Origin of the sequence: Aliivibrio sp. EL58, assembly GCF_900312675.1 — a bacterium.
Lineage (GTDB): Bacteria > Pseudomonadota > Gammaproteobacteria > Enterobacterales > Vibrionaceae > Aliivibrio.
Map to the genome: position 1 here is coordinate 259,828 of NZ_OMPC01000012.1, position 18,613 is coordinate 278,440.

14 protein-coding genes are annotated in these 18,613 nt (G+C 40.3%); 11 read left to right on the forward strand and 3 right to left on the reverse strand.

Features of this window, described 5'->3' with window-relative positions; all coding sequences use genetic code 11:
- Positions 1-57: 57 nt before the first annotated feature.
- Positions 58-1,203: a Na/Pi symporter gene (locus ED622_RS19310; protein ID WP_122036654.1), complete on the reverse strand. Its 1,146-nt coding sequence runs from the start codon at positions 1,201-1,203 to the stop codon at positions 58-60.
- Between the two features lie 411 nt (positions 1,204-1,614).
- Between ED622_RS19310 and nhaR the strand changes: the two genes are divergently transcribed.
- Positions 1,615-2,514 carry a transcriptional activator NhaR gene (nhaR, locus tag ED622_RS19315; RefSeq protein ID WP_122036655.1) on the forward strand — a complete coding sequence of 300 codons (900 nt, stop codon included), beginning with the start codon at positions 1,615-1,617 and terminating at the stop codon, positions 2,512-2,514.
- 50 nt (positions 2,515-2,564) lie between these two features.
- The gene (locus tag ED622_RS19320; protein WP_122036656.1) at positions 2,565-2,864 is read left to right on the forward strand and encodes a helix-turn-helix transcriptional regulator; all 300 of its coding nucleotides are present in this window, start codon (positions 2,565-2,567) and stop codon (positions 2,862-2,864) included.
- 153 nt (positions 2,865-3,017) lie between these two features.
- Here the strand turns inward: ED622_RS19320 and rpsT are convergent, their stop codons facing one another.
- Entirely contained in the window at positions 3,018-3,278 is a 261-nt protein-coding gene (gene rpsT, locus ED622_RS19325; protein WP_122036657.1) for a 30S ribosomal protein S20, read from the reverse strand.
- A 221-nt stretch (positions 3,279-3,499) separates the two neighbouring features.
- Between rpsT and murJ the strand changes: the two genes are divergently transcribed.
- The 9 genes from murJ to carB all read left to right on the forward strand — a co-directional run bounded on the left by murJ (position 3,500) and on the right by carB (position 16,967).
- Positions 3,500-5,059, forward strand: coding sequence for a murein biosynthesis integral membrane protein MurJ (murJ, locus tag ED622_RS19330; protein ID WP_122036658.1), 1,560 nt, complete (start codon positions 3,500-3,502; stop codon positions 5,057-5,059).
- A gap of 89 nt (positions 5,060-5,148) precedes the next feature.
- Complete coding sequence (gene ribF / locus ED622_RS19335) at positions 5,149-6,081, forward strand: bifunctional riboflavin kinase/FAD synthetase (RefSeq protein WP_122036659.1); 933 nt, start codon at positions 5,149-5,151, stop codon at positions 6,079-6,081.
- Positions 6,082-6,117: 36 nt separating this feature from the next.
- Complete coding sequence (gene ileS, locus ED622_RS19340; protein WP_122036660.1) at positions 6,118-8,982, forward strand: isoleucine--tRNA ligase; 2,865 nt, start codon at positions 6,118-6,120, stop codon at positions 8,980-8,982.
- On the forward strand, positions 8,982-9,497 hold the full coding sequence (gene lspA / locus ED622_RS19345; protein ID WP_045102851.1) for a signal peptidase II: 516 nt from the start codon (positions 8,982-8,984) through the stop codon (positions 9,495-9,497). The genes ileS and lspA overlap by 1 nt, the downstream gene beginning before the upstream one ends.
- Before the next feature lie 248 nt (positions 9,498-9,745).
- The gene (gene fkpB, locus ED622_RS19350; RefSeq protein WP_122036661.1) at positions 9,746-10,177 is read left to right on the forward strand and encodes an FKBP-type peptidyl-prolyl cis-trans isomerase; all 432 of its coding nucleotides are present in this window, start codon (positions 9,746-9,748) and stop codon (positions 10,175-10,177) included.
- Between the two features lie 24 nt (positions 10,178-10,201).
- Positions 10,202-11,146, forward strand: a complete 945-nt coding sequence (ispH, locus tag ED622_RS19355) for a 4-hydroxy-3-methylbut-2-enyl diphosphate reductase (RefSeq protein ID WP_045102849.1) — start codon at positions 10,202-10,204, stop codon at positions 11,144-11,146.
- 69 nt (positions 11,147-11,215) lie between these two features.
- Positions 11,216-12,025 carry a 4-hydroxy-tetrahydrodipicolinate reductase gene (gene dapB / locus ED622_RS19360; protein WP_122036662.1) on the forward strand — a complete coding sequence of 270 codons (810 nt, stop codon included), beginning with the start codon at positions 11,216-11,218 and terminating at the stop codon, positions 12,023-12,025.
- Positions 12,026-12,579: 554 nt separating this feature from the next.
- Positions 12,580-13,719, forward strand: a complete 1,140-nt coding sequence (carA, locus tag ED622_RS19365; protein ID WP_105054026.1) for a glutamine-hydrolyzing carbamoyl-phosphate synthase small subunit — start codon at positions 12,580-12,582, stop codon at positions 13,717-13,719.
- A gap of 17 nt (positions 13,720-13,736) precedes the next feature.
- Entirely contained in the window at positions 13,737-16,967 is a 3,231-nt protein-coding gene (gene carB, locus ED622_RS19370) for a carbamoyl-phosphate synthase large subunit (protein WP_122036663.1), read from the forward strand.
- Between the two features lie 125 nt (positions 16,968-17,092).
- Here the strand turns inward: carB and dacB are convergent, their stop codons facing one another.
- Positions 17,093-18,505, reverse strand: coding sequence for a serine-type D-Ala-D-Ala carboxypeptidase (dacB, locus tag ED622_RS19375; protein WP_122036664.1), 1,413 nt, complete (start codon positions 18,503-18,505; stop codon positions 17,093-17,095).
- Positions 18,506-18,613: the final 108 nt, after the last annotated feature.

Below are 18,613 nucleotides of genomic sequence, written 5' to 3' on the forward strand. Positions count from 1 at the left end.
AAAACAAAAAAAGCCCCAACGCATTTTTGCGATGGGGCTTTTTTTATTCAGTTAAGCTTACACAGTTAGTGCTAATACACTGCCTGGTAGAATAATGAACACAAAGCTTAGGTAACCAGCAACAACACCTTTGTTACGGTTTGCCATCTCTGCAATCCACTCTGCGCCTTTCAATGGTAGTTCACGTAGGAATGGAGTACCAAAGATAACTAGAGTCGCAATCACATTGAAACATAAGTGAACCAGTGCAATTTGTAGAGCAAATACAGCGTATTCACCAGATACTGCTGTTGCTGCTAGCAATGCAGTCACACAAGTACCGATGTTAGCACCAAGAGTAAATGGATATACATCACGAACCTTAAGAACACCAGTACCAACTAATGGAACCATTAAGCTTGTTGTTGTTGAAGATGATTGTACTAATACAGTAACAATTGAGCCTGAAGCGATGCCATGAAGTGGACCGCGACCAATAGCACTCTTTAGAATGTCACGAGCACGACCAACCATTAGGCTCTTCATTAGTTTACCCATTAAGGTAATTGAAATTACAAGAATAACAATACCTAAAGCAATCATTAGTAGACCACCAGTCATGCTACCTAAATTAGATAGAGGCTCTTGGATTGCACCGATTACAGGCTTTGTAATTGGTTTAATGAAATCAAAGCCCTTGATGCTCATATCACCAGTGCTTAATAGTGGAGAGACTAACCAAAGTGATAGTTTTTGGAAAATGCCAAACATCATTTCTAATGGTAGGAAGATAGCTACCGCTAGAAGGTTAAAGAAGTCATGTACTGTCGCACAAGCAAATGCACGTCTAAATTCAGTTTTACAACGAGCGTGACCAAGACTTACAAGTGTATTGGTTACTGTTGTACCAATGTTTGCACCCATCACCATAGGAATTGCGGTTTCTACTGGTAAACCACCAGCTACTAATCCAACAATAATAGATGTTACTGTAGAAGATGATTGAATTAATGCTGTCGCAACTAGGCCGATCATTAAGCCTGCGATTGGATGAGAAGCAAATTCAAATAGAACTTTAGCTTCTTCACCTACAGACCATTTGAAGCCTGTTCCGACCATTGCAACAGCTAAAAGAAGAAGGTAAAGCATAAATGCTAAGTTTGCCCAACGCAGCATGCGAGAGGTATTGCTCATTGGTGCTGCAGAAATTGATTGGGTATTCATAGTAAAGCTCCGTACCGAAATAGTATGTTGTCGGTTTATTTAATCTGCAGCGATAGTAGATAACGAATATTTCAGAAATATTACAGTGAAGGCAAAAACTGTAATAAATTCGTCATATTTATTTTTAGTGTGATATTAGGTAATTGGGTTCTAGTTAAGCAATTGAATTAAAAGGATTTTTATTGGTTATTTTAAAATGGAATATAAAATATTTTTTGAAACGATTTTGTTCTATATTGCTATCGTATGACACTTTTAAGAACCTGAATGCGGAAAATTCGAGGTTTTAGTGAAAAAGTTATGGTTTTTACGAAGTGTTTGCTATTACTGTCATAAATGGCGTATCTTCTCTCTTTCTATCATTTTTAATTATTAACGTTCATCCGTGAATCGAAATTAACAAGGATTGCTATGTCTCATTTAAATTATAATCACTTGTACTATTTTTGGATGGTATGCAAACAAGGCTCAGTAACAAAAGCGGCAGAAGCTCTGTTTCTTACACCCCAAACGGTGACCGGTCAAATTAAAGCGCTAGAAGAGCGAGTTGATGGCAAACTAACTAAACGTAATGGACGCAACGTAGAGCCGACAGAACTAGGGCAGTTAATTTATAAGTATGCAGATCGTATGTTTGGTCTAAGTTATGAAATGCTAGATATCGTTAACTATAGTCAGCAATCTAATGTGCTATTTGACGTTGGGGTTGCTGATTCCTTATCTAAGCGCTTAGTTAGTAAAGTTCTTTCAACCACGGTGCCTGAAGATGCTTCTATTCACCTTCGTTGTTTTGAATCCACCCATGAATTGTTACTCGAACAATTATCTCAGCATAAATTAGATATGATCTTGTCTGATTGCCCTGTTGACTCAAGCCAAAACTCAGGCTTGTTTAGTAAGAAGCTAGGCGAGTGTAATATGAGTTTTTTTTGCTCTAAAGAGATGACGGATTTTCGTTTTCCTGAAGTATTAGAACAAAAGAAATTATTGATCCCTGGTAGTCGAACCTCAATGGGTAGAAAAGTGATTCAATGGTGTGATCAACAAGGTATTAAACCAAATATACTTGGAGAGTTTGATGATGTTGCGTTAATGAAGGCGTTTGCTCGCGAAAATAATGCAGTATTTTTAGCGCCAACGGTATATATGAATGAAGCGGATTCTGACCTTTCATTGCATAGAATTGCGGATGTAAACGACTTAAAAGAAGAGTATTACGTTATTTTTGCAGAGAGAATGATCCAACACCCAGCAGTAAAAAGCATCTGTACCGCTGATTTCTCACATTTATTTGATTTTCATTTGCAATAATAAAGCTGACTAAGCTAAATTAGAGGGAGCTAAATTAGAGGTCTAAAGTTATGAACTTACAAATGATGGAAGAAAATGCACCTCAAGCGGTAGCATTATTAAAAGCGATGGCGAATGAACGTCGCTTATTTATATTATGTTTGTTACTTGAAGGGGAGTTATCGGTAGGTCAAATTGCCGATAAATTAGAATTGAGTCAGTCAGCGCTATCGCAACATCTAGGTTGGCTGCGTAAAGATGAATTAGTGTCGACGAGAAAAGAATCTCAAACTGTTTTTTACTCTCTTAATAGTGAAGAAGTAAAATCAGTGATTCAATTATTGCATGATCTTTATTGTCCAAAGAATTAAAAGATAAAAGATAAAAGATAAAAGATAAAAGATAAAAGATAAAAGATAAAAGATAGATAGAGAGGTTAGTCCTTCTCTTTTATCAAATTTCAGATATAAAAAAACCGACCTAAGTCGGTTTTTTCTTATTTCTAACTGAGAATCAAATTTCTATTAAAGAGCTTTGATTGCAGCAGTGAAACGCGCTTTATGACGTGCAGCTTTATTCTTATGAATAAGGCCTTTAGTCGCCATGCGGTCTAGAAGAGGAACAGCTGTTGCTAATGCAGCAGTTGCAGCTTCTTTATCACCAGCTTCGATAGCTGTGATAGTTTTTTTCATGTAAGTGCGCATCATTGAACGACGGCTAGCGTTGTGCTGGCGACGTCTTTCAGATTGAGTTGCGCGCTTCTTAGCAGATTTACTATTTGCCAAGGGTCTAACTCCCAAAAACGTAGTTCGGTGACAATTTAAGGTCGGGAAATATGCACCCATTGAACCCAAATGTCAAATGATTTGTGTAAAAACCAAGCTGTCTCAAACAAAAGTTTGATGAGAATGGCAAAACACGGTTAAGATGGCGTGCATTCTAACAGCATTTTTTCCAGTTAGTAAGCTATTTATGGTCATCATTACCATCTTTGTGAGGTTTTTTTGTGAGTAAACGACTTTTACGTTCTGGCTTAATCGTCAGTATCATGACTTTAGTGTCTCGAGTACTCGGTTTAGTCCGTGATGTAGTAGTAGCAAATTTAATGGGCGCAGGGGCATCTGCGGATGTTTTTTTCTTTGCGAATAAAATTCCCAATTTTTTACGTCGCTTGTTTGCAGAAGGGGCTTTTTCGCAAGCCTTTGTGCCTGTACTGACGGAATATCATGCCAGCGGAGATGATAATAAAACCCGAGAATTAATAGCTAAAGCATCAGGCACGCTCGGGGTGCTAGTTACCATAGTGACTTTCTTTGGCATTATTGGTTCGGGGGTTGTGACTGCGCTGTTTGGAGCCGGTTGGTTTATGGATTGGCTTAATGATGGTCCTAATGCTCCTAAATTCGAGCTTGCTAGCTTTTTATTAAAAATTACCTTCCCTTATTTATGGTTTATCACCTTTGTTGCGCTCTCTGGTGCCATTTTAAATACATTAGGTAAGTTTGCTGTTTCTTCTTTTACACCTGTTTTTTTAAATATTGCCATTATTGCTTGTGCGTATTTTATTTCCCCAAATTTAGAACAACCTGAAATTGGCTTAGCGATTGGTGTATTCCTTGGCGGCTTAATTCAATTTTTATTTCAATTGCCATTTCTTTATAAAGCGAAAATGCTCGTTCGTCCTAAGTGGGGTTGGAATGATCCCGGCGTAACAAAAATCAGAACATTAATGATCCCAGCATTATTTGGTGTGTCGGTAAGTCAGATTAACCTATTATTTGATACTTTTATTGCAAGTTTCCTAGCGACAGGATCGATCAGTTGGCTCTACTACTCTGATCGTTTGTTGGAATTTCCCCTTGGTTTATTTGGGATTGCCATTGCGACCGTAATTTTACCTGCGCTTTCACGCCAACATGTCGATGCAAAAGGAACTGGTTTTTCACAAACAATGGATTGGGGGGTGAGAATGGTGATCTTACTTGGGATCCCGGCGATGCTTGGTTTGATGGTATTAGCAAAACCAATGTTGATGGTGCTATTCATGCGTGGTGAGTTTTCTCCACACGACGTAAATCAAGCTTCTCTTTCTTTACTTGCATACGCATCTGGTTTACTTAACTTTATGTTAATCAAAGTATTAGCTCCAGGATATTACGCACGACAAGATACTAAAACACCGGTTCGTTACGGCATCATTGCTATGGTTACGAATATGGTTTTTAATGCTATTTTTGCGTCTTTCTATGGTTATGTAGGGCTAGCAATGGCGACCGCGCTATCTGCTTTGGTTAATATGGCGTTACTTTACCGTGGTCTTCACTTAGCCAATGTGTATAAGTTATCAAAGGAAACGCTGGTTTATATTGGAAAGTTAATCGTTTCTGGCGGCGTAATGGTCACCGTATTAATTTGGTTTATGCCATCAATTAGCGTATGGCTAGAGTGGGATCTGATGAAACGAATGATCATGCTGATTGGCTTCATCGGCCTAGGTGCACTGAGTTATTTGATAACAGCGGTACTCTTCGGTTTACGCCTTCGTCATTTACGAGTTTCAGTCTAAAGTAAGAATTACGTTGTTCAGTGGTTTGGTTGGACACATTAGTATATAATTCGTCAGTTTTTTTAATCAAATAACTTGATATTGAGATAATGGAATTAATCCGAGGCATTCATAATATTACGCCTGACCATAACGGTTGCGTAATGACTATTGGTAATTTTGACGGTGTGCATTTAGGACATCAACAAGTATTACAACAAGTTAAGGCTAAAGCTAAGCAATTAGGTTTGCCTTCTGTTGTGATGACATTTGATCCACAACCAATGGAATTTTTTGCTAAAGAGAAAGCACCTGCTCGATTGACTCGTTTACGAGATAAGTTTGTTCAGCTTGATAAATTGAATATAGAGCGTCTGCTTTGTATTAATTTTAATCATAAATTTGCACAGCAAACGGCAGATGAATTCGTTGAGCATTTGTTGGTTAAGCTATTGGGTGTTAAGTTTCTGGTTGTTGGTGATGATTTTTGTTTTGGACAACATCGCCAAGGTAACTTTGAAATGCTACAAAAAGCAGGTAAAAAATACGGCTTTGAAGTAGTAAATACACAAAGCTTTTGTCTGCAACAACAACGAGTCAGTAGTACTGCTATTCGTAATGCTCTTGCTGAAGACCGATTAAAAGATGTCGCCACGATGTTAGGGCGAAATTATAGTATTACAGGCCGTGTTTCACATGGTCGAAAATTAGGGAGAACGATAGGTTTTCCCACTGCGAATATCCCATTAAAACGTTGTGTTTCCCCTGTGTCTGGCGTTTATGTTGTTCAAGCCAAAGACAGTAATGGTAAACAATTAGGCGGTGTCGCCAATATAGGTAACCGTCCAACGGTAAATGGCGTTCGTCAACAACTGGAAGTTCACTTCTTCGATTACAAAGGCAATTTATATGGCCAGCAATTGGATGTGGAGTTACTTTGTAAGTTGCGTGATGAGCATAAATTTGAGTCATTTGACGCATTAAAACAACAAATAGAATTAGATTCTCAGGCAGCACGGGTGTGGCTGTCTGAAAACAGATAACATTTCATTTCGCCCAAGTAACGGAATTAAGAATCAATGAGTGACTATAAAGATACCTTGAACCTGCCAGAAACAGGATTCCCAATGCGTGGTAACCTGGCTAATCGTGAGCCAGAAATGCTGAAGCGTTGGTATGATGAAGATCTTTACGGTGAAATCCGTAAAGCAAAAAAAGGTAAGAAATCGTTCGTATTACACGACGGTCCTCCTTATGCAAATGGTGACATCCATATTGGTCACGCGTTAAACAAGATTCTTAAAGACATTATTATTAAGTCAAAGACACTTTCTGGCTTTGATGCGCCGTACATTCCTGGTTGGGATTGTCACGGTCTACCAATTGAATTAATGGTAGAGAAGAAAAAAGGCAAACCAGGTCAAAAAATCTCTGCGGCTGAATTCCGTGAAGAGTGTCGTAAATACGCGGCAGGCCAAGTTGAAGGCCAAAAAGAAAGCTTTAAGCGTTTAGGTATCATGGGCGAGTGGGACAAACCATACCGCACTATGGATTTTGGTACTGAAGCAAACATTATCCGTTCACTGGGTAAAATTGCTGACCAAGGTCACCTACTTAAAGGTTTTAAACCTGTTCACTGGTGTACAGATTGTGGTTCAGCACTTGCTGAAGCAGAAGTTGAATACCAAGATAAAGTATCTCCATCTATTGATGTGCGTTTTATTGCGGCAGACGAAGCAGCAACATTAGCAAAATTCAGCACGCCTGAAGGTCATCAAGGTGAAGGTGAAGTATCGGTTGTTATCTGGACAACGACACCTTGGACTCTTCCTGCTAACCGTGCAGTAGCATTACATGCTGATCTTGAATACGTATTAGTTCAAGTTGAAGCACATGGTGAGCAAAAAGCACAACGTCTAATCCTTGCATCTGAGCTAGCTAAATCTGTAATGGATCGTGCTGGTATCGAGCATTTCCATAATTTAGGTTTTGCAAAAGGGTCTGATTTAGAGCTTCTTCAATTCAATCACCCATTCTATGGCTTTACGGTTCCGGCTATTTTAGGCGAGCACGTAACGACAGATTCAGGTACAGGTATCGTTCATACTGCCCCTGGTCACGGTCAAGAAGATTTCGTGGTTGGTAAAAAATACGATCTAGAAATTGCAAACCCAGTAGGTTCAAACGGTGTATACCTTCCTGATACTGAACTGTTTGCTGGTCAGCACGTATTTAAAGCAAACGACTCAGTTCTTGACGTATTGAAAGAGAAAGGTGCATTACTGCATCATCACGCGTACGAGCACAGCTACCCACATTGCTGGAGACACAAAACGCCAATTATCTTCCGTGCAACACCACAATGGTTCATCTCAATGGATCAAGCGGGTCTTCGTGCAAAAGCATTAGAAGAAGTGAAGAGTGTTGAGTGGATGCCAGAGTGGGGTCAAAACCGCATCGAAGGTATGATCGAAGGTCGTCCTGAGTGGTGTATCTCTCGTCAACGTACTTGGGGTGTGCCAATCGCTCTATTCGTTCACAAAGAAACGTCTGAACTACACCCTAATTCACTAGAGCTAATTGAAAAAGTAGCTAAGCTAGTTGAAGAGAAAGGTATTCAAGCATGGTGGGATGTAGATGCCGCTGAGCTTATGGGTGAAGATGACGCCGCTAAATACGAAAAAGTATTAGATACATTAGACGTATGGTTTGACTCAGGTGTTACTCACTTTTCTGTGGTTGATTCTCGTGAAGAGTATGACTTCCCAGAAGAAAAAGAAGAAAGAACACACAGTGCTGACCTTTACTTAGAAGGTTCAGATCAACACCGTGGTTGGTTCCAATCATCACTGATCTCTTCTGTTGCAATGAAAGGTAAAGCACCTTACCGCCAAGTACTAACACACGGTTTCGTGGTAGATGGTAATGGTCGTAAGATGTCTAAATCTATCGGTAACGTAGTTGCACCAAAAGACGTAACTAACAAACTAGGTGCAGATATTCTTCGTCTATGGGTTGCTTCAACGGATTACACTAACGAAGTTGCGGTTTCTGATGAAATCCTAAAACGTTCAGCTGACGCATACCGTCGTATTCGTAACACAGCACGTTTCTTCTTAGCTAACCTAAATGGCTTTAACCCAGAAACAGACATCGTTCCTGCTGAAGAAATGGTTGCTCTGGATCGCTGGGCTGTTGGTCGTGCATTTGCTGCACAAGAAGAGATCATTAAGTCTTTTGAGGAATACAACCTTCATGAAGTAACTCAGCGTTTGATGCACTTCTGTTCAATCGAAATGGGTTCTTTCTACTTAGACGTAATTAAAGATCGCCAATACACAGCGAAGCAAAGTGGTCACGCTCAACGTAGCTGTCAAACTGCGCTTTACTACATTGTAGAAGCTCTTGTTCGTTGGATGGCACCAATCATGTCATTCACAGCAGATGAGATCTGGAATGAAATGCCTGGTGAGCGCGAGAAATTCGTATTCACAGGTGAGTGGTACCAAGGCCTGTTTGATCTTGCTGAAGGCGAAGAATTTAATAATGAATTCTGGACTGAAATCCAATCAGTTCGTGCGTCAGTAAACAAACTGCTAGAAACTGCTCGTAGTGAGAAAGTTATCGGTGGTTCACTTCAAGCTGAAGTTACGTTATACGCAGACGATGCACTAGCGGCTAAAATTAACAAACTTGAAGATGAGTTACGTTTTGTTCTTCTAACATCAAGTGCGACAGTGAAACCACTAAGCGAAAAAACAGAATCAGCAAAAGCAACAGAACTTGAAGGTCTGTTTGTAGATGTTGCCGCTTCTGAAGCTGCGAAGTGTGAGCGTTGTTGGCACCATGTTGCTGATGTAGGTACTATCGAAGGTCACGAAGAAGTATGTGGTCGTTGTGTATCTAACGTTAGCGGCGAAGGCGAAGAGCGTAAATTTGCATAATGACTAGCGATAATAAGACATTACCGCTGCTTAAAGAATCAGGACTTCGCTGGCTATGGCTGGCGGGGATCATCTTTATGGCAGACATCAGCATCAAATTATTTGTGATGAAAGAGATGGGTTATGGTTGGGCAAACCGCATTGAGGTATTGCCATTCTTTAATTTTCTTTATGTTCATAACTATGGTGCTGCATTTAGCTTTTTAAGTGATCAAGCCGGTTGGCAGCGTTGGTTCTTTACTGGCATTGCTGTTGCTGTGTGTAGTTTATTGGGTTATTGGATGCGTAAAGCACCGCAAACTGACAAACTGAATAACATGGCTTATGCACTGATCATTGGCGGTGCGATTGGTAATGTGTTTGATCGCTTGGTTCATGGCTTTGTCGTGGATTACCTTGATTTCTATTGGGGTAATTATCACTGGCCAGCTTTCAATTTAGCAGATGCTGCAATTTGTATTGGTGCGGGACTTATCATTCTAGATGGTTTTCGTACTAGTAAAAAAGCACAGTAAATAAAAAGAAAGTAAATTAACGCTGCCCGTGAACTCGAGGTGGCGTTTTTTTTAAGTATTAAATTAATACCAATTCCATTAATTACCTGATCATTATTACTGGTTAAATCACTCAATAGTTGCGTTAAAAATTATTATCGTAGAATAACTACTTATAAGAATTTTTGCCTGACTCTTAAGTGATTTTCCTGCGTAATAAATAGATCATCTAATTAGTTACATTGGTATAAGATATCTAGGGAAAGAAAATGTCAAAAATTGAAAGCAATAGCGAAGTCACTCTACATTTCACAATCAAACTAAAAGATGGTTCAGTTGCAGACAGTACGCATACTGGAGGAAAAGCGGCAAAATTCACCATGGGTGATGGCAGCATTAGTGATAACTTTGAGAAGTGTTTATTAGGTTTAGAAGCCGAGCAATCAAAAAGTATTGAGCTTGGCGCAGAAGATGCTTTTGGTTTGCCTAACCCTGATAATATTCATCATATGGACAAAAGTCGTTTTGTCGGAGATGCAGCCGCTGAGGAGGGTACCATTATGGCATTCAGTGGCCCTGATGGCGTAGATATTCCAGGGATTATTACCGAGATTGCTGGCGATTCAGTTACGGTTGATTTTAATCACCCATTAGCGGGTCAAGATGTTATCTTTGACGTAGAAATTGTAGCGGTTGGTTAAACCAACACTAAATAGAGATAAAAAATGAAAATAGTATTAGCTAACCCTCGTGGATTTTGTGCTGGCGTCGATCGTGCCATTAGTATTGTTGAGCGAGCTCTTGAATTGTATGAAGCCCCTATTTATGTTCGTAATGAAGTGGTACATAACCGCTTTGTTGTTGAGGGTTTAAAACAGCGTGGTGCTATTTTTATTAAAGAGTTAGATGAAGTACCTGACGATAATATCGTTATTTTTTCAGCTCACGGTGTTTCTCAAGCGGTACGTAAAGAAGCAAAAGATCGTGCATTAACCGTGTTTGATGCAACTTGCCCATTAGTAACAAAAGTTCATATGGAAGTTGCTCGTGCTAGTAAGAAGAATATAGAAGTCGTATTGATTGGTCATGCAGGTCATCCTGAGGTTGAAGGTACGATGGGGCAATATACTAGCGAAGCGGGTGGAATGTATTTAGTTGAAACACCAGCGGATGTTGAAAAGCTGAGTGTTCGTGATGAAAGCAACCTACATTACGTAAGTCAAACAACACTGTCTGTTGATGAAACAGCAGACGTCATTGATGAACTTCGCCGTGTATTCCCTGAAATTCAAGGCCCACGCAAAGATGACATTTGTTATGCAACACAAAATCGTCAAGATGCAGTGCGAGATATGGCTAACCAAGTCGATATTATGATAGTCGTAGGCTCTAAAAATTCATCGAACTCAAATAGGCTTCGTGAATTATCAGAAAAATTAGGCACAACCAGTTATTTGATAGATTGCCCTGAAGATTTAAAAGAAGAATGGTTAACAGAGAAAGCTAAAATTGGCGTCACCGCGGGTGCATCTGCTCCTGAAGAGCTTGTTAATCAGATTATAGAGAAAGTAAAAGCACTTGGTGGTACGACGGTTGATGAATTAGCTGGACGTGAAGAAAATATGTTCTTTGAAGTACCAAAAGAATTACAAATAAAAACGGTGTCTTAGAACTTCATATAGTCGAACTAGAAAAATTAAGATAGAGTGCAAGGATAAGCATTTAAAGGAGCAAGAAAAATGGTAAGAGTAGCAATTGCTGGCGCAGCAGGAAGAATGGGCCGTAATCTAATTAAAGCAGTAAATGGCTCTCAGTTTGCTGTACTTGCAGCCGCAAGCGAGCATCCAGAATCAAGCTTAATCGGTGTTGATGTTGGTGAGATGGCTGGATTAGGAAAATCGGGCCTTACCATTGTTGATGATTTAGCAAAAGTCGTTGATGACTTTGATGTGATTATTGATTTTACTCTTCCTATTTCGACGCTTAAAAATATCGAATTGTGCCAAGAGCATAAAAAAGCGATTGTCATTGGTACAACAGGCTTTAGTGAACCAGGTAAAGCGCTTATCGATCAAGCTTCAAAAGATATTCCTATTGTTATGGCTCCTAACTACAGTGTTGGTGTTAACCTTGTCTTCAAGCTGTTAGAAAAGGCAGCAAAAGTGATGGGTGATTATTGTGATATTGAGATTGTAGAAGCGCATCACCGCTATAAAGTAGACGCGCCTTCAGGTACAGCTATTGGTATGGGAGAGGCTATAGCAGGTGCAATGGGTAATAAGCTTGATGATGTTGCCGTGTATAGTCGTGAGGGCATTACCGGTGAACGAACTAAAGATGAAATTGGTTTTGCTACCATTCGTGCGGGTGATATTGTCGGAGAGCATACTGCTATGTTTGCAGATATTGGTGAACGTGTCGAAATTACGCATAAAGCAACGGATAGAATGACGTTTGCTAATGGTGCAGTGAGAGCTTCCCACTGGCTTCATCAGAAGTCTCCTGGTTTTTATACCATGCATGATGTATTAGAGTTGGATCAACTATAATATTTATATTAAGCCCGAATCGTTATTGATTCGGGCTTTTTTTTAACTATAAATACTGCAATGACCTGTTAATCATGCTTTATGCACGAATGGCGAACCGTATTAAACGGTTTGGCTATTTGATGTCGTTACTTTTCTTTTATAGAACGACACATATTTATTAAGTTTGTATCTTATTTTGTTTGCTATAGCTGGTTTTTTGTATAAAGCCTCTATTTTTTACTGTTAACTTGGTGTTTTAACGTTTGCTATATTTTGAACAGTAATTTCTTATGGTGAAAAAAGATTGAATATGCAGAAAATCATTTTAAGGGTAAATGATCATCACATTAGATGGTTAAAGTGATTGTTTTGCTATTGAAATGACTTTTTTGTAGTGAGTTGCCTAAAAAAATCATTTTAAGATATGTTTTTTGTTGACAGAAATCTCATAGATCTCTAGAATTTCGCCAATTTGTCAAAATTCGTACTTGAAGTTAGAATTTTGGGTCTAAAAAAACAGTTTTGCATTAATATTTGTAAAAACTGAATGTTTATTATGTTTGGAGGTTGTCTTGAGTAAATCAGCGCTGTTAGTCCTAGAAGATGGGACAGTGTTCCGCGGTCAATCGATTGGAGCAGATGGCTCGGCCGTTGGTGAAGTCGTTTTTAATACCTCGATGACGGGGTACCAAGAAATTCTTACTGATCCTTCCTATTCTCAACAAATCGTTACTCTTACTTATCCTCACATTGGCAATACCGGAATCAATTCCGAAGATGAAGAATCTTCTTCTATCCACGCTCAAGGCCTTGTGATTCGCGATCTTCCTCTTCTAGCTTCAAACTTCCGCAGTGAACAAACTCTTTCTGAATATCTTAAATCTCAAAACATTGTCGGCATTGCTGATATCGATACGCGTAAGCTGACTAGAATTTTGCGTGAAAAAGGTGCTCAAAACGGTTGTATCGTAGCGGGTAACAACTTAGATGAAGCATTCGCACTTGCTCAAGCAAAAGAGTTCCCAGGTCTTAAGGGAATGGATTTAGCGAAAGAAGTAACAACTTCTGAAGCTTACCAATGGAAGCAAGGTTCTTGGACACTGACTGGCGGTCTGCCAGAAGAAAAAGCAGACAGTGAATTACCATTTCACGTTGTAGCTTACGATTTCGGTGCTAAACGTAACATCCTGCGTATGTTAGTAGACCGCGGTTGTCGCCTAACAGTCGTTCCTGCACAAACTTCAGCTGAAGAAGTGTTAGCAATGAATCCAGATGGCGTATTCCTATCAAATGGCCCTGGTGATCCAGCGCCGTGTACTTATGCAATTGAAGCAACGAAAGTGTTCTTAGAAAAAGGTCTACCAATCTTTGGTATCTGTCTTGGTCACCAAATTCTTGCTCTAGCATCAGGAGCTCAAACAGTAAAAATGAAGTTTGGTCACCACGGTGCAAACCACCCTGTTAAAGATTTGGATCGTGATGTAGTTATGATCACTGCACAGAACCACGGTTTTGCGGCAGATGAAGAAACACTTCCAGAAAATTTACGTGCAACACACAAATCATTGTTTGATGGCACTCTGCAAGGCATTCATCGTACAGATAAGCCAGCATTTAGCTTCCAAGGTCACCCTGAAGCAAGCCCAGGTCCACATGATGCAGCGCCATTATTTGACCATTTCATTGAATTGATTCAGCAGCATAAAGCTTAATTCGGAGTAGTAATAAGATGCCAAAACGTACTGATATTAAAAGCGTTCTAATTCTAGGTGCAGGCCCAATCGTAATCGGCCAAGCATGTGAATTTGACTACTCTGGTGCACAAGCGTGTAAAGCACTTCGTGAAGAAGGCTACCGCGTTATTCTTGTGAACTCTAACCCAGCAACAATCATGACTGACCCAGACATGGCTGATGCAACGTACATTGAACCTATCCATTGGGAAGTGGTTCGTAACATCATCGAAAAAGAGCGTCCAGATGCAGTTCTACCTACAATGGGTGGCCAAACAGCATTGAACTGTGCGCTTGATTTAGAAAAGCACGGTGTGCTTGCTGAATTCGGTGTTGAGATGATTGGTGCAACGGCTGATGCAATTGATAAAGCAGAAGACCGTTCACGTTTCGATAAAGCAATGAAGTCAATTGGTCTTGAGTGTCCAACGGCTGATACTGCAAAAACAATGGAAGAAGCTTACAGAGTTCTAGAGATGGTAGGCTTCCCTTGTATTATTCGTCCATCATTTACGATGGGTGGAACGGGCGGTGGTATCGCTTATAACAAGGAAGAGTTTGAAGAAATTTGTCGCCGTGGTTTGGACTTATCTCCAACCAACGAGCTTCTAATCGATGAATCATTAATCGGTTGGAAAGAGTATGAGATGGAAGTGGTTCGTGATAAGAACGACAACTGTATCATCGTATGTGCGATTGAAAACTTCGATGCAATGGGCATCCATACAGGTGACTCAATCACTGTAGCTCCAGCTCAAACGCTAACAGATAAAGAATACCAATTAATGCGTAATGCTTCTCTAGCAGTACTGCGTGAGATTGGTGTTGAAACGGGTGGCTCAAACGTACAGTTTGGTATTAACCCGAAAGATGGCCGTATGGTTATCATCGAGATGAACCCACGTGTATCACGTTCATCTGCGCTTGCATCTAAAGCTACGGGTTTCCCTATTGCTAAAATTGCAGCGAAACTTGCGATTGGTTATACACTTGATGAGTTAATGAATGATATTACAGGTGGCGCAACACCAGCATCATTCGAACCAACAATTGATTACGTTGTTACTAAGATCCCTCGTTTTAACTTCGAAAAATTCGCAGGGGCAAATGATCGTCTAACAACACAGATGAAATCAGTTGGTGAAGTTATGGCTATCGGCCGTAACCAACAAGAATCACTACAAAAAGCACTTCGTGGCCTAGAAGTTGGCGCGGATGGTTTTGATGAAATGGTTGATCTTGATGCTCCTGATGCATTAACTAAGATCCGTCACGAATTAAAAGACGCAGGTGCAGAACGTATCTGGTATATCGCCGATGCATTCCGTGCTGGCATGTCAGTAGATGGCGTATTTAACTTAACAAACGTTGACCGTTGGTTCTTAGTTCAAATTGAAGATTTAGTAAAAGAAGAAGAAGCAGTTAAAGCGGGAGGTTTCGCTAGCTTAACAGCGGATAGCCTTCGTAAACTTAAGCGTAAAGGTTTTGCTGATGCGCGTTTATCTAAATTATTAGGTGTTGCAGAAAGCGAGATCCGTCGTCTTCGTGACCAACATGATATTCACCCTGTTTACAAGCGTGTAGATACCTGTGCGGCTGAGTTCTCTTCAGATACAGCTTACATGTACTCATCTTACGATGAAGAGTGTGAAGCAAACCCAACAGATAAAGATAAGATCATGATCTTAGGCGGCGGTCCAAACCGTATCGGCCAAGGTATTGAGTTTGATTACTGTTGTGTACACGCATCGTTAGCACTTCGTGAAGATGGCTACGAAACTATCATGGTTAACTGTAATCCTGAGACTGTTTCTACTGATTACGATACGTCTGACCGTCTATACTTTGAACCAGTAACTCTGGAAGATGTACTAGCTATTGCTCGTATTGAAAAACCAAAGGGCGTTATTGTTCAGTACGGTGGTCAAACACCACTTAAACTGGCTCGTGCTCTTGAAGCTGCTGGCGTTCCAATTATTGGTACAAGCCCAGACGCTATCGACCGTGCAGAAGACCGTGAGCGCTTCCAAGTTGCTGTAGACCGTCTAGGCCTTCTACAACCAGAAAACGCAACCGTAACGACAATGGAACAAGCTATTGAGAAATCTCGCGAAATAGGCTTCCCATTAGTTGTTCGTCCTTCTTATGTTCTTGGTGGTCGTGCGATGGAAATCGTATACGATGAGCAAGATTTACGTCGCTACTTCAACGAAGCAGTAAGCGTTTCAAATGAATCTCCAGTACTTCTTGATAGCTTCCTAGATGATGCAATCGAAGTTGATGTAGATGCAATCTGTGACGGTGAGCAAGTGGTTATCGCTGGTATCATGGAACACATTGAACAAGCGGGTGTTCACTCAGGTGACTCAGCGTGTTCTCTTCCTGCTTATACATTAAGCGAAGAAATCCAAGATGTGATGCGTGATCAAGTACGTAAGCTAGCATTCGAGCTAGGTGTTCGTGGCTTAATGAATACACAGTTTGCCGTTAAAGATAACAAAGTTTACTTAATTGAAGTTAACCCTCGTGCTGCACGTACGGTTCCATTCGTATCTAAAGCGACAGGTGCGCCAGTCGCTAAGATTGCTGCACGTGTAATGGCGGGTCAGTCTCTTGAGTCTCAAGGCTTTACAAAAGAGATTATCCCACCTTACTTCTCTGTTAAAGAAGTAGTATTACCATTCAACAAGTTCCCTGGTGTTGACCCACTGTTAGGCCCTGAAATGCGCTCAACAGGTGAAGTTATGGGTGTTGGTGCAACGTTTGCTGAAGCATTTGCAAAAGCAGAATTAGGTTGTAGCAAAGAGTACCCAGAAGGCGGTCGTGCATTACTTTCTGTTCGTGAAGGCGATAAGAAACGTGTTGTAGATTTAGCAAAACACCTTGTTAAATTGGGTTACCAACTGGATGCTACTCATGGTACAGCGGTTATTCTTGGCGAAGCGGGTATTAACCCTCGTCTAGTAAACAAGGTACACGAAGGTCGCCCTCACATTCTTGACCGTATCAAGAATGGTGAATACACCTACATCGTAAATACTGCAGCAGGTCGTCAAGCGATTGAAGATTCTAAAGTATTACGTCGTGGTGCATTGGCTGAAAAAGTGAACTACACAACAACGCTAAATGCAGCGTTTGCTAGTTGTTTAGCGCATGAAGCAGATGACCGTAACACGGTTAACTCTGTTCAAGAGCTACACGCTAAAGTAGCAGCTAAATACGCTTAATTGCGAAACTGGCTAAGTAACAATATTAGTTAAGTAATAAAAATCCCGAAGAATGAGAGTTCTTCGGGATTTTTTCATTTATCTTTTCTAGTTAATCTAATGCAGTCAATTAGAGACATAAAACCCTAATCTTTTGAGAGTTCAATTAACTCTTGGTAAAAGCTTTTCTCAAAGGTATCAATAGGGCGTTCAACCGGTGTCGATCCTTTCTTTGCTGCAACAAGGTGGTAATCTGCAACAAATTGAACAAACAGTAGAGGCTCCTTGTTTTCTAGGCCGACAAATCCTGCCATATTATAGCTACCAAACAACGAACCACTTTTAGATTTCATTCCGCCTTTAACTGGCTCTTTACGCATGCTGTTACGATATTTTAGTGTGCCATCAATACCTGATGTCGGTAATAGTTCGATCAAACCTAATTCATTATCGTATTTATAGAGATACTGCAGGATTGATTTCATTTGATTTGCGGTCATTCGGTTATTACGAGATAAACCAGAGCCATCAACCAGTACTGCATTGCTCAAATCAATATTCGCTTGTTTTAATAAGATATCTTTAATTGCTGCGGTGCCATTGGTGAAGCTACCTGCTTGTTGGTAATTCAAATGACCTAGCATCTTGGTTAAGTTATCAGCGTAGTGGTTATCTGATTTTTTAAGCATGTGATCCAACAATTCCATTAATGGCTTTGAGCTGTGCATTGCTAATTTATTATTAGTAATAAGTGGCGTATCTGGTTTTCCAAAACGCACCTCGCCATTAAGTTTAATATTGTGTTCATTTAAAATCTTAAGCACCGTTTGCTCGGTGAAATCTTGTGTGTCTTGCACTGCAAACTTTAGAGGAAGCGGTTTATTACGATTAACCAAGCAGCCATTTAGCTCATAATGGTTACCTTGAGTGGTTAGTTCTAGATCGCAGAAGGTCGACTCTTGTTCTTCTCTGCTCACACTTTTAGCGTAGCTAGAAAAAGAGATCGGTTGATGAATAGGAACAAAGACTCTGGTACTTCCATCATCATGAGTTGTGATCGAAGCTTGCACACAGTTCTCATCAATACTTAATGCACTCGATGGGGCGCTATAACACACGCCTAGAATATCCCATGGCCAACCAACAGCTCGCTCATAACCTGTGAAAATCGTGCCGTCGATCCATAAATCGCCTTGAATAGCTTTGATATCACTTTCATCAAATAGAGAAGAGAGCTGCTTACGTGATAGAGATGGATCACCAGTGAAAGTCAGCACGACATCGTTATCGGCTTTATCTTTATATAGAGAGGTTGTAAAGGTGAACTCTTTACCAAGCGCGAGTCGAGCTGCTAATGCGGTGGCAATTTTTAAGGTACTCGCAGGGGGGAGCAGTTCATCTTGCTTTTGTTGGTATTCAATATCCTGTGAAGATATCTCTTCAACCACAATGGCAGCTCGACTTCCAGCAGGGAGAGTATTAAGCGAGTGTTGAATGCTAGCAAAACTAGAGCATGAGAATAGGGCAAGGCCCAGTAGGGTAAAACGAGAAAAAGTCATGAGGCACTCAATATAAAGATAATTGAGAGTATCTTAGCGCTTGCAGCGAATGATGTGTAATGAATAGGAAAAAATTAATGGAATGTCACAAATAAAAAACGCCCACCA